Here is a 12,658-nt window from a genome sequence, read left to right as displayed (position 1 = left end):
TTTGACCTCATGTTTAAAAAAGTATATTCAACTATCTTATTTGTTCTCTTGGCACTTTGTGCCAGGGGACAAGAGTTGACCGTACCCCAATTATCCCAATATATAGCCGATAATCCATTTTTAATGTCTCCGACCTATGCAGGTATCGGGGATCACATAAAAGTTCGTTTAAACGGCTTAACTCAATGGGTGGGGATTAAAGATGCTCCAGATACGCAGACCTTGGCAGCTGATGCCAGAATAGGGAACAGGTCCGGGGTTGGTATGCTTTTATATAACGATAGCAATGGATATACAAGACAAAGAGGAGCTAGGGTATCTTTTGCCCACCACTTGACTGTGGACTATTATGAAGATGTTTTCCTTTCCTTCGGGATTTCATATAATTTCAACCAATTTAGAATAGACGTAGAAGAGTTCGAGGCAAGAAATGGACAATTGCCAACAGATGATAAGGCCACTACCAACCACAACTTTGATCTTGGCGTACTTTACAGACAAGATAAATTCTATTTTAGCCTAAATGCAGGAAACGTACTTAACAAAGACTTGTCCACTTTTAATACGGATATCATACGGATAGAGCCCAATAAGTTAAGAAACTACTATGTGTACACTGGTTATAGTTTTTCCAAGAGCAAGAACAGTAAAGTGGAAATAGAACCATCCGTATTCTTTCAGTGGTTTGAGAGTGATGGCCGTTCGGTAACCGATTTAAATGCCAAATTCCGTTTCCGGGATTTTGAAGACTACTATTATGTAGGCCTTACCTATCGTTTTTTAAATGATCAATTGGGAGAACCATTGTACATAGCACCTTTGGCAGGGTTTAAAAAAAGTAACTTCTATTTTGGATATTCCTATCAAGTAATTACCAATGAAATTTTGGGATATAGTACAGGAACACACGTACTTACGGTTGGGATGGATCTATTCCAAGGCATAAGTAACTGTAGATGTATGTATTGATTTAAAACGTTTTGCACTATTTTTGCCCTTTCTTAATTCAAGGCTTTGGGAAAGATTAGGTTAAAGAACGTTAGGATACATTCCAACCATGGGTGTTTAAAAGAAGAAATGCTCATTGGAAGCGATTACAGGGTAGATCTTGAGGTCACTGCCGACCTATCCAAACCTGCCAGTTCCGACCAGCTTAGCGAAACAGTGGACTATGTCCATTTAAATAACATCATCAAAGAAGAAATGACGGTACGTTCCAATCTTCTGGAACATGTGGCCAAAAGAATCATTGATCGTATATTCGAAGAAATACCTGAAGTAACAGAAGTGGAGGTGGAAGTTTCCAAAATAAACCCTCCAATTGGTGGCGACGTGGAAAGCGTTTCGGTAAAACTCAGAATTAGTAGATAAACAGCTTTATCCAACTCATTGATACTGTTAATCTTTTTGTAATTTTGTCTTACAAGAAATTAAATGGCATTGTGGTCGAATTGGATAGACAAAGTCCCGCAAGGACTTTTATGGTGGTTCGAGTCCACCCGATGCCTCAAAAGCATACTTTTCGCGAAAATATCACACAATTTTATTTAGATTATTTTTCAATCTAAAAATTCATAAAATATTTTTAGCTTTGCGATCCAATTGGCATCGTGGCCGAGTGGCTAGGCAGAGCTCTGCAAAAGCTTGTACAGCGGTTCGAATCCGCTCGATGCCTCAAAACCCAGTACTGTGTGCTGGGTTTTTTTGTTTATAATTTTTCTATTTTCTCTATTTCTTCCTGGATGTCAAATCTTTCCTTGGGTAAAAATCCTTTGGTAATAAGCACAATTCCACAAATAATCAATACAATACCCAATCCTTTTTTAATAAGTACAATACGTTCCTGTGTTAAATATCGCTTTAACTGCTTAGCCAAAATAATCTTAAGTAAATCAGTTCCGAAATAAACCAGGATCACCGTACTAAAAAACACCAGCATTCTATTGGGATTGTTCTCCAAACTGGGCCCAACAACAATAATCAATCCCAACCAAAAAGCAAGTACGCCAATATTGATAAAGTTCAACAAAAAGCCTTTTACCATTAATCCCAGGTAAGTTCCTTTGGATGCCTTTACATTGGATTTTTTCTTTGCCTTTTTCACAAAAAGAAATATCCCATAAACCAAAAGAATCATTCCACCGAACACAAAAAGTCCAGGTTCGTTGCTTAAGTTTTCCAATAATTGAAAGCTACTGAAGTAGGCTATCAATAAAAAAACAATATCCGCTATAATCACTCCTATATCCAAGCTTACCCCTGCCCTAAAACCTTTGGTGGCACTTGTTTCCAGTAAAACAAAGAAAACAGGACCGATCATAAAGCTCAACAAAAATCCCAATGGGATCGCTGCTTGGATATCTTCAATCATTTTTTACTTTACTCTTTTTATTTTTCCGCCGAAGAGGGTATGCTCGTCCATTTTTTCTGGATCGCCGTACACCAGGACTTCTCCACCGGCCTTTACATTGGCCTTTACATAGTCCGATGCATAAATTTCGGCATTTCCCCCTGCATTAACACTTATGGTAGTAAATTTTGTTTTAAATGTTCTTCCATTGTACGCACCACCGGTATTGATTATGACATCTTGCGTATTGGCAAATCCTCCTGCAAATATTTCCCCACCGGAAACAGCTTTGATCAATAGTTGATCTACTTCACAATTAACCTCTAGTTCGCCACCTTCCTGTGCTTTAAGTTCCAAAACTTCTTGTACATAGGTATCATCAGATGATATTCTTGCATCTTCATTCACGTCGATTACCAGTAGTTCCTCCGAATGATATAGATCCACATAGGTTCTATAGCCACTGAATATTTTAATGATTTCCATTCGGATTTTCAAGACCCCATCGTTGTTCACGATAGCGACATTTGTGGTATTGGCTCCTTGGATCACCGCCTTGTTTTCATTGGATTTGATAAGATTGATGGAGATGCCGTCAAATCCCTTTACTTCGGTGAACTTTTGTAGGTTTTGGGTTACGGTTGCATCCTGGGCTTCCATATATTGAAGTGACAGGAACAATATAACAATCGTAATTACTTTCATGTTATAAAAATTTGGTTCTCAATAGGATAACAAACTTTATTCCAAAATAGTATTATTTCTTTTTACCGATTAACGAAAAGTCCAAATGACGTTTGATCAAATCGGTGTTCTTCACCATTACATATACTTCGTCTCCAAGTTGATACATTCGTTTGGTACGTTCCCCGATTATAGCATACTGGCGTTCATCAAAAACATAATAATCATCTTTAATATCACGAATACGGATCATTCCTTCACATTTGTTCTCTACGATCTCTACGTAAATCCCCCATTCGGTAACCCCGGAAATTACACCCAAGAACTCTTGGTCCTTATGGTCTTCCATAAATTTGATCTGCATGTACTTAATAGAATCCCGTTCAGCATTGGCCGCCAGCAATTCCATATCGGAAGAATGTTTGCATTTTTCTTCGTACAATGCAGCTTTAGGAGTTTTTTCCTTATCAAGATAATGTTGCAGTAATCGATGTACCATCACATCGGGATAACGACGTATAGGAGAGGTAAAATGCGTGTAATATTCAAACCCCAATCCGTAGTGGCCAATATTCTCCGTGGTATAAATTGCTTTACTCATACTACGAATGGCCAGGGTATCCACCAAATTCTGTTCCTTTTTCCCTTTAACATCCTCCAATAACTTATTTAAGGACTGGTTAATGGTCTTACTATCCTTTAAATTGATACTATGTCCAAATCTGGAAATAACGCCGTTCAAGGCCATTAATTTTTCCTCATCGGGCTTGTCATGGACCCGGTATACAAATGTTTTCTTCTGTTTACCTATAAATTCCGCAACCTTTCTGTTGGCCAAGAGCATAAACTCCTCTATCAACTTGTTGGCATCTTTGGCTTCCTTAAAATACACACCAACGGGCTCATTGTCCTCGGACAGGTGAAACTTTACTTCAATCTTATCAAAGGAAATGGCACCTGCATCCATACGTGCCTGTCTCATTATTTTAGCCAATCGGTCAAAAGTGAGCACGGCTTGGACAACTTCATCGGAAACAGAATACGCATTTCCACGAATGGATATGTCCTTCGGAATCTGTTTTTGCTCTGTTTCAATAATGTGCTGAGCTTCCTCATAGGCAAAACGTTCGTTAGAGTTGATCACCGTTCTTCCGAACCATTGCTTTACCAATTTGGCATTATCATCCATTTCAAAAATGGCCGAAAAGGTATATTTCTCTTCATTGGGCCTAAGCGAACAGGCCATATTGGACAATACCTCCGGTAACATGGGAACCACTCTATCCACTAAATAAACGGAGGTTGCTCTATTATAAGCTTCTTCCTCCAAAATCGTATCGGGCTGCACATAGTGCGAAACATCGGCAATATGGATACCTATTTCGTAGTTTCCGTTTTCCAGTTGTTGAAAAGATAAAGCATCATCAAAATCTTTTGCATCCTTGGGATCAATGGTAAATGTAAGTACATCGCGCATATCCCTGCGTTTGGCTATCTCCGATTCTTTTATACTGGTATCCAATGTTTTGGCGAACTGTTCCACTTCATATGGAAACTCATGAGGTAAACCGTATTCAGCTAAAATCGCATGTATTTCGGTATGGTGTTCACCAGGCCTGCCCAGTACTTCCACGATTTCACCATAAGGCGAATCCGCATCATCGGGCCAATCTCCAAGATTTACCAATACCTTATCACCATCGTTGGCTTTTTTCAGCTTTTCGGGCGGAATAAAAATATCGGTGTACATTCTGGAATCGGTAGGGCGGACAAAGGCAAAACTTTTTTGTTTGTCCACAATACCAACATAAGAGGTCTTTTTACGTTCGAGCACTCGGGAGATTTCTCCTTCCATTTTTTTGCTCTTGCGTCTGGGCTTTATAAACACCTCCACAGTGTCGCCATGGAAAGCTTTGTTGAGATTATTATTGGCAACAAAGATATCATCATCCAATTCATCCACCACTATATAGGCATTGCCAGTTGTTGTAAGATCTACTCTTCCCGTAAAATAAGTATGTAAGGATGGCTTCTTTTGGTATTTTCCCCGCTCTGGTTCCACAATGCGCTCACTTGCTTTTAACTGCCCTAAACGTTTGATTAATAGGTTCCTATCTTGAGTATCGGTAATACCTAACCTAGAAGCTATTTGCTTGTAATTGAAGGTTTTGGACGGTTCTTTTTCCAGTACGGTGAAAATGCCCTTCGTAATTTCATTCTTTCGCTGACTACCAGCTCTCTTCTTTTTCTTCGACATTAACGTCCTTATTTTTTTGAAAAATACGAATTATAATCCTTGGCCAATAAGGAAAGGAACAGTAATCCAAAACAAAATGAACTTTATCAACAATTATCAATAGTATCTTTTTTCTTCTTTTTTAAATTTTATTAAAATGATGATGATGATGGATCGTTGAAATGTGGAATAAAATTTTAGTTAAAAAGTTGCTTTGAACGATCAAAATATTTTGTTCACAAGTTGTCAGATATCGATAAAATTAGAAATCAGGATATTATAATTTTTGTCCACGGTTTTTAATAACCGTTATCAACATCAATTTATTGAAAAGTTAATGTTTCTTTAATGTTAATTACCCACAAAAAAAGGTTTATATAGGTTGATTAATTTTTAATGGAATATTGCCCCACCATTACATAATTATTTCTATTCATTAATTTTCTTTAAAAACAAAATTTCGTTACCAATAGTTTTATGCAAATAGTTAACAAAATGGCAATATTGTTAAATGATTGTTTTTTAACCAAATGCAAAAATATCCTCGTTTTTATAAACACTGTAACATTAAAAGATATTGTACCTTTGTTTTGCATCCATTTTAATATAAAACCATGAAAATTGCCATAGGAAACGACCACGCCGGAACCGATTATAAACTTGCCATTATTGGTTTGTTAAAATCCAAAGGAATTGAAGTTATTAATTATGGTACCGACGGAACCGATAGCGTGGATTATCCTGATTTTACACATCCTGTAGCTACCGATGTTGCTGAAGGGAATGTTGATTTGGGCATTGTATTGTGTGGTAGCGGGAATGGTGCCACCATGACCATAAACAAACATCAAAATGTAAGGGGAGCTTTGTGTTGGAACAAAGAAATTACCCAATTGGCCAGGGAACATAACGATGCCAATATTTTAAGTTTACCAGCTCGTTTTATTTCCCTTCCCCAAGCGCTCGATATGGTCGAAACATTTTTGAATACTAAATTTGATGGTGGCAGGCACGAACGTAGAATTGAAAAAATTCCTTGCAGATAAACCCTATGGGTCATCACCATCACCATCACGGACATTCACACGCACACCCCGATTTAAAGGGGAGAAACCTTCTTATCTCCATAATCCTGAACATAGCCATAACTTTGGCCCAAGTCGTTGGTGGCTTATTATCGGGAAGTTTGGCATTATTGTCAGATGCACTGCACAATTTTAGTGATGTACTTTCTCTGGTAATTAGTTATGGAGCAACAAAATTAGGTAAAAAGAAGGCGAGTAAACACAGAACTTTCGGTTATAAACGCGCAGAGATACTAGCAGCATTCATAAACGCGGCTACCCTTGTGGTTGTTGCACTTATCTTAATGAAAGAAGCTGTTGAAAGATTATTGGATCCCCAGCAAATAGAATCCAACCTGGTAATTTGGCTTGCATTGATTGCCATTGCTGGAAATGGTTTTAGCGTGTTGTTGTTGAAAAAGGATGCCGAACACAATATGAACATGAAATCGGCCTATTTGCACTTGCTTACCGATATGATGGCCTCTGTAGCCGTTTTGATTGGGGGTATTTTAATGAAATTTTACCAGATTTACTGGGTAGATGCCGTCCTTACCATGATCATAGGTGTCTATCTGATTTATATGGGATATGACCTTTTAAAGGAATCCACCAAAGTATTGATGCTTTTTACCCCAAAATCGGTGGTCATCCAAGATATTGTGGAATCTATTTGTACCATAGACCCAGTAAAAAATGTACACCATGTGCACATTTGGCAACTTAATGAAGAAGAACTGCACATGGAGGCCCATGTGGATTTTAAAAATGATATAAAACTCTCGGAGTTTGATGAAATCCTTGAAAAAATAGAGGAGCATGTCTACCATAAGCACGGTATCAACCATGTTAATATTCAACCCGAATTTGACAAGTGCGATTCCAAAAGCGTAATAGTCCAAGACTAATGCAAGTATCCGTTAAAACATTTGACGAGCTCTCTACCGAAGAACTCTACCAAATTTTACGCCTCCGAAGCGAGGTTTTTGTAGTGGAGCAAGATTGTGTCTACCAAGATGTGGATAATAAGGACCAAAAGGCACTTCATGTTATGGGCATTAAAGATGGTGAGCTCGTTGCGTACACACGAATTTTTAAACCGGGCGATTATTTTAACAATGTGAGCATAGGTAGGGTGGTGGTAAGCCAAGAACAACGAAAATATGGATTGGGCAAACAGATAATGCAAGCCTCATTGGCTGCAATAAACCAAAGATTTCCGAAGCAACCCATCGAAATTTCTGCGCAATCCTACCTTTTAAAGTTTTATACAGATCTTGGTTTTACTGCTTTTGGAGAAGAGTATTTGGAAGACGGTATTCCACACCGAAGGATGTTGAAAGAGTAATTCAAACCAACCTTTTCGCCACACCGATTTGCTCCAAATAGTCCAATTTTAAAACTAGGTTCCAAGGTTTTTCAGCTTTGTTTTTGGTTGAAAAAAAGAGATAACCTTCTGTTTTGGCATTCAATTTATCTAAAATCAATTTACCGTGCATGCCTTTATTTTGGGTAATAACATGTTCCAAATATTTTTTGGACAAGCCTATTTTATCCAAATGTTGAATTAATTTTTCGCGATTTACAAAAGTGATGTTACAAGAAGTAATAGCGTTTTCCGCATCCGAAAAAATACTGGTCACCAATGCATAAAAATGAGTTTTTTTGAACGTATCGAACAACCACCCCTGTTTTTGAACCCCATTTTTTTGATATAGAAGCTCAAAAGCAAATGTGGGCAGGCTTTCGTTTATGTAATCCAATTGGGCTTTTTCATCAACATAAAACTCCTTTGTTGAACGCTCATCCTTTAGGATAATGTCAATACCACGCAGTTGTTTTTTTAGTGCGGAAATACGCTCAAAGGCGTAATGCTTCAGATGTTTTTGATAATAAAAATCCAGTAATGGGGTTAATTGTTGTTCTTTGGATAAGTCAGCTTTGAAGTTGCTTTTCAAGTTGGGATATTTTCTGGAATAGGGAAGTACCAACTCGTTCCACAATTCCCACTACCAGAGCGTTGCCCATAAAAAAGGCACGTTTGGCATCCGAAATGCCCTCCATCTTGGTGTGATTATCCGGAAACATGTTCAACCGTTCCAATTCTATAGGTAAAAGTCTTCGCGGCCCCTTGGAGGTCTGAACCACGTGTTTAAACCGGGACGGGGATTTGCCACCTTCTCCGGTTATTATAGTTCTGGAAGGTTGATCAAGGGCATCTGGGAAAACCATGCTGCCCTCGCTGTAATTGTATTCAAAACCAGCTTTGGTCTTGCGAATTTCTTTTTTAGAGCCCTTTAAGTATTCCCATTTGGGCAAATCGGTGTCATCAATATAATATTCTAATGGTATTTTACTCTCCACCAGAATATCGGAGAGCATAGTTCTTTTGCCGTCGTAAAAAGGAGATGTTTTTAGGGTAGAAACCTTACCATGCACACAAATGCCTGTGTTTAAAAAAGGGGAAAGTCCTTTTTCGGTATTGAAATTATTGGATAAGGATACCAAATCCTCTTCCAAATCAAATTCAACAGGTTTTTTGGAATTTTGGTTTACAGGAAAGGCATTGCAGAAGGTTCCATCTTTGAGCATCCAGTCTGTTGCATGGGAATTTTGGAGATTTTTGTATATCTCTGTACCCTTAAAATATGCCAGAAAAAAAACGCGCCTTCGGCGCTGTGGCATTCCATACTCGGCTGCATTTATTACGCGCCATTCGACAGCATAGCCCAAATCCGATAAACTTCGGAGCATTACGGCAAAATCACGTCCTCGTTGGTTCGAAGGTGACTTTAAAAGCCGATCCACATTTTCCAAAAAAAGATATTTCGGTTTGTTCTCTTTCTCTGACAAAATTCGATGAATGGACCACCAGAGCACTCCTTTTTTACCGATGAGACCTTTGGAATTCTTTAAGGATGTTGCAACGGAATAGTCTTGGCAAGGAAATCCACCTACCAGCATATCAAAATCGGGTATTTCCCTGGTAGCAACGGTCTCAATATTTGCATTGGAATGGTTTTCAGCACCAAATCGTGCTCCATAGACCATAGAAGCATGTTGCATTTTGGTCGATGGTTCCCATTGGTTGCTCCATACTACGGCATAGTGACCGGTGTTTTCCAATCCCAGGCGAAAACCACCTACACCCGCAAAAAGTTCACAGACCTTGAGTTGTTGCATGCCCAAAAATAGGTTTTATTCTTGTTTAAGCATCAAACACGGTTAGGTAAAATTGAATTACAAACAGCACTGAAAAATTAAAAACAACGATCATATATATGATGTTCAAGAACCGGGAAAAAGTATTGGACTCCAAGTTTTCCACAATACGTGAAGTATCAACATCATTTGGCAGATACATTATCTCCAATTCAGGGTTTTCTGCAGGGAAGACTGCTTCCTCAATTTCCAACACTTTTTTGTCGCATCCTTTGAATTGCCGACCTGTGTGATCTTTAAAAACATAGGATAATTGGGCAACAAGCTTTTTTCTGTTCAAAACTTTTATGGTTTTCTGCTTGATAACCGTTGCCCTGGTTCTAATTCCATAATATAATAAACCCCGATTTTTTTTAGGAGCAAGTACAGTATAACACTGACCCCAACAAATACTAAACCGACTTCCCACGTATGGGAGCTTTTAAAAATGGCCTCATATTTTTTTGGTGCATCCAAGACCCTTTTCAAGGCCTCCCCTACAAGAACGTAACAACCTGTTACATAAACAACAAGATTGATGGCCCAGATAATTACAAGAACAAAGGAAAAGCGGAATCGCTGACCTGAAAGAAAAACCGGGTCTAGGGATTGTTTTATCAGGGGGAAACCTGCCTAAATGGGGTTTACTGTCCCAAACCCTTATTTTTCTATGAATGTGATGACCGGAGAAATTTTGAAAGAGAAGTAATAGTTCCAGCAATGGTTTTTTACCACCCTCTACCGTATCTACTGAAATTATAGAGGCATATTGCGTGGTAATCGAGCCGTTTTTTCTGCTTTTCAACATGCAGAAATACCTATTAAAACAGTTGTTCATTAAGTTATATAGCCAAAAAAGAAGCACAAAACCGACCAAGGTCAAGGTTACAATTGTAAAGGTCATGAGCAAGTTTTCAGATAAGTTAACACCTTGGCAGGTGAATTTTCCGTAAAACTTGACGGTTACTATATTTGAATTGATGGATACCCTTTATGGCCTGTTCTGCCCCTATTTAAGTATTTCGGCATATTTGTCCTTGTCGGCCAACAATTCTTTGGCGGTCAGTATGGCATCATCGTGGTCCAGATAGTATTTGTAGAGCCCTTCTCGGTAGAAATACCTTGTAATGATCTCATCTTCCAAATTCTTTTGGATTTCCTTTTGAAAAGTATTCAAGGCCGTTATTTTTCCCCTGTTCACTGCCAACAGCAAATCTTTGTACTTTTCCTGGATTTCGGGTCCCAACAAGGTTTCATCACTGTTGATGGTTTCCTCAAGAACCTCCTCCGTCCTAGTCCGATAAGAGAAGTTCTGCTCTTCGGCAAAGGACTTGAATGCGCTGTAATCCGCACTGGAAAAATTAAAATCTTCCACAGAGTCAAAGTTGTGGTCGTAATAGTAATCCGTTGCAAAATCAAATACGATATTGTTGGCTTCCAAGGCATCGATCAGAGTGTTGGTCTTTAAGGATTCAATGGTAATATCCGGCATAATGCCGCCCCCATCCCATACTTTTCTTCCGTTTCGGGTGGTAAACTCATTGAATTTTGTATTGCGAACCGCATTCCCCTCCTCATCCCGGTTCCAGTAATCCAAAGACTGGATACACCTTCCGGATGGGGTATAATATCTGGAAATGGTCACTTTTAGTTGGGTGCCATACGTCAACTTTAAAGGACGTTGTACCAATCCTTTTCCAAAACTTCTGGCCCCAACAATTACGGCGCGATCCAAATCTTGCAATCCGCCGGAAACAATCTCACTTGCAGAAGCACTTTTTCCATTCACCAGAACAACCAAGGGAATGTCCTCATCCTCCGGTTTGTTTCTGGTCTTATATTCTTGATTGAATTTTTTTACTTTGGATTTGGTTGTTACGATCAGCTCTCCTTTGGGAACAAAAAGATTGGTAACATTAATGGCCTCCGACAGTAATCCGCCAGGGTTTCCCCTTAAATCCAAAACCAGCCGTTCCGCACCACGCCCTTTAAGGTCCTGCAATGCAGATTGTGTTTGTTTGGAAGCTTTTCTGTTGAAGCGGGACAAGACAATATATCCTGTTTTTTCATCGATCATATCGTAAAAAGGAACGGCATCTACCTCCACACCTTCTCGAGTGATGGTCGCTGTTTTAGTCTCCCCCTGTCTTAAAAAAGTAACCTCAACGGTGGAGTTGTTGGCTCCTTTTAGCAGCTCTCCTGCATTATCGTCGAAATCGGCGACCAAGGTTTCCCCGATCTTGATGATTTCATCTCCAGCTTTAAGGCCGGCCTTGTCCGCGGCGTATCCTTGGTATGGCTCTACCACCACCAATTTATTCTCGTACGAACGCACAAGTGCCCCGATTCCAGAATATTCCCCTGAATTGTTGATTTTAAAGGATTCGACATCCTGTTCGTTCAAAAATTGCGTGTAGGGATCTAGTTCCCCCAACATGTTTTTGATGGCGGAATCCATCAACTCGGCCGGATTCGTCTCGTCCACATAGTTCATGTTGAGCTCCTTGAACAAGGTGGTGAAGATTTCTATCTGTTTGGCAATCTCAAAAAAGTCACTTTTAAAACTACTGGCCCCAACCAGAACGGTCAGTGCCAAAATGGGAATCAAAACCTGCTTTTTAATCAATCTTTTCATGGGATTCTTTATTTATAAAGGCATTTAACAGCTTTTTCATGACTGTATCCACTTCATTGAAACTTGGTGTCTTCTTGCCAAGGTATAAAAATATGAACGCAAAATTTCCCTCAATGTTGTTAAAAATGAGGGGCTTGTTGAGCCTGTAAGCCTCTCTTAGCAGCCGTTTGATTTTGTTGCGATCCACCGCGGTTTTAAATCGCTTTTTGGGAGCGACCACTGCAACCTTTATGGCCACATCGTCTTTAAAATCGGTTGGGAGATATATCAGTTTAATGGGAAATTCCTTAAGGGTTTTCCCCTCTATAAAAAGGGCTTCGAACAGCTTTTTATTGGTAAGCTTTTCTTTCTTGGGAAAGGAAAAATCAGAGTTGGCCCCTTGAGGAGTTTTTAGGGGAGTTTCTATCTTATTTGAATCAGCACCTTCTTTTTGCATTTCGGGGAAAGTTCCATTTAAAAAAGGAAAATTACTTAAATATATTTTACCC

At 39.1% G+C, this 12,658-nt stretch carries 13 protein-coding genes and 2 tRNA genes; 7 read left to right on the top strand and 8 right to left on the bottom strand.

Annotated features, from left to right (window positions below; translation table 11 throughout):
• The first annotated feature begins 9 nt into the window (after positions 1-9).
• The 4 genes from J0X13_RS10035 (at position 10) to J0X13_RS10020 (ending at position 1,675) form a co-directional block, all read left to right on the top strand.
• Entirely contained in the window at positions 10-969 is a 960-nt protein-coding gene (locus J0X13_RS10035) for a PorP/SprF family type IX secretion system membrane protein (protein ID WP_207071289.1), read from the top strand.
• 45 nt (positions 970-1,014) lie between these two features.
• Positions 1,015-1,371, top strand: coding sequence for a dihydroneopterin aldolase (folB, locus tag J0X13_RS10030; RefSeq protein WP_207071288.1), 357 nt, complete (start codon positions 1,015-1,017; stop codon positions 1,369-1,371).
• Positions 1,372-1,436: 65 nt separating this feature from the next.
• Positions 1,437-1,508, top strand: a tRNA-Cys gene (locus J0X13_RS10025).
• A gap of 96 nt (positions 1,509-1,604) precedes the next feature.
• Positions 1,605-1,675 (top strand) — tRNA-Cys (locus tag J0X13_RS10020).
• A 33-nt stretch (positions 1,676-1,708) separates the two neighbouring features.
• Here the strand turns inward: J0X13_RS10020 and J0X13_RS10015 are convergent.
• Genes J0X13_RS10015 through rnr form a run of 3 tightly spaced genes read right to left on the bottom strand, consistent with a single transcriptional unit; the run spans position 1,709 to position 5,291 of the window.
• The gene (locus tag J0X13_RS10015) at positions 1,709-2,371 is read right to left on the bottom strand and encodes a LysE family translocator (RefSeq protein WP_207071287.1); all 663 of its coding nucleotides are present in this window, start codon (positions 2,369-2,371) and stop codon (positions 1,709-1,711) included.
• A gap of 3 nt (positions 2,372-2,374) precedes the next feature.
• Positions 2,375-3,055 carry a head GIN domain-containing protein gene (locus J0X13_RS10010; RefSeq protein ID WP_207071286.1) on the bottom strand — a complete coding sequence of 227 codons (681 nt, stop codon included), beginning with the start codon at positions 3,053-3,055 and terminating at the stop codon, positions 2,375-2,377.
• A gap of 52 nt (positions 3,056-3,107) precedes the next feature.
• Entirely contained in the window at positions 3,108-5,291 is a 2,184-nt protein-coding gene (gene rnr / locus J0X13_RS10005; protein ID WP_207071285.1) for a ribonuclease R, read from the bottom strand.
• A 593-nt stretch (positions 5,292-5,884) separates the two neighbouring features.
• Here rnr and J0X13_RS10000 point away from each other — a divergent pair.
• Genes J0X13_RS10000 through J0X13_RS09990 form a run of 3 tightly spaced genes read left to right on the top strand, consistent with a single transcriptional unit; the run spans position 5,885 to position 7,682 of the window.
• Complete coding sequence (locus J0X13_RS10000) at positions 5,885-6,316, top strand: RpiB/LacA/LacB family sugar-phosphate isomerase (RefSeq protein WP_207028629.1); 432 nt, start codon at positions 5,885-5,887, stop codon at positions 6,314-6,316.
• A 5-nt stretch (positions 6,317-6,321) separates the two neighbouring features.
• Positions 6,322-7,242: a cation diffusion facilitator family transporter gene (locus J0X13_RS09995; protein ID WP_207071284.1), complete on the top strand. Its 921-nt coding sequence runs from the start codon at positions 6,322-6,324 to the stop codon at positions 7,240-7,242.
• A complete protein-coding gene (locus J0X13_RS09990; RefSeq protein ID WP_207071283.1) occupies positions 7,242-7,682 on the top strand; it encodes a GNAT family N-acetyltransferase in 441 nt (146 codons plus the stop codon). Before J0X13_RS09995 ends, J0X13_RS09990 begins: the two co-directional genes overlap by 1 nt.
• A 1-nt stretch (position 7,683) precedes the next feature.
• Here the strand turns inward: J0X13_RS09990 and J0X13_RS09985 are convergent, their stop codons facing one another.
• From J0X13_RS09985 to rnpA, 5 genes are all read right to left on the bottom strand, one after another.
• Entirely contained in the window at positions 7,684-8,292 is a 609-nt protein-coding gene (locus J0X13_RS09985) for a hypothetical protein (protein WP_207071282.1), read from the bottom strand.
• Positions 8,270-9,517: a DNA (cytosine-5-)-methyltransferase gene (gene dcm, locus J0X13_RS09980; RefSeq protein WP_207071281.1), complete on the bottom strand. Its 1,248-nt coding sequence runs from the start codon at positions 9,515-9,517 to the stop codon at positions 8,270-8,272. Before dcm ends, J0X13_RS09985 begins: the two co-directional genes overlap by 23 nt.
• A gap of 25 nt (positions 9,518-9,542) precedes the next feature.
• Positions 9,543-9,836: a hypothetical protein gene (locus J0X13_RS09975; protein WP_207071280.1), complete on the bottom strand. Its 294-nt coding sequence runs from the start codon at positions 9,834-9,836 to the stop codon at positions 9,543-9,545.
• Between the two features lie 708 nt (positions 9,837-10,544).
• Positions 10,545-12,170 carry a S41 family peptidase gene (locus J0X13_RS09970; RefSeq protein WP_207071279.1) on the bottom strand — a complete coding sequence of 542 codons (1,626 nt, stop codon included), beginning with the start codon at positions 12,168-12,170 and terminating at the stop codon, positions 10,545-10,547.
• Positions 12,154-12,606 carry a ribonuclease P protein component gene (rnpA, locus tag J0X13_RS09965; RefSeq protein ID WP_207071278.1) on the bottom strand — a complete coding sequence of 151 codons (453 nt, stop codon included), beginning with the start codon at positions 12,604-12,606 and terminating at the stop codon, positions 12,154-12,156. Before rnpA ends, J0X13_RS09970 begins: the two co-directional genes overlap by 17 nt.
• Between the last annotated feature and the right edge of the window lie 52 nt (positions 12,607-12,658).

It is taken from the genome of [Muricauda] lutisoli (nom. illeg.) (assembly GCF_017313105.1).
Classification (GTDB): Bacteria; Bacteroidota; Bacteroidia; order Flavobacteriales; family Flavobacteriaceae; genus Flagellimonas; species Flagellimonas lutisoli.
The sequence above is the reverse complement of the archived record's forward strand: the minus strand, read 5'-3'. Positions and strand labels throughout refer to the sequence as shown.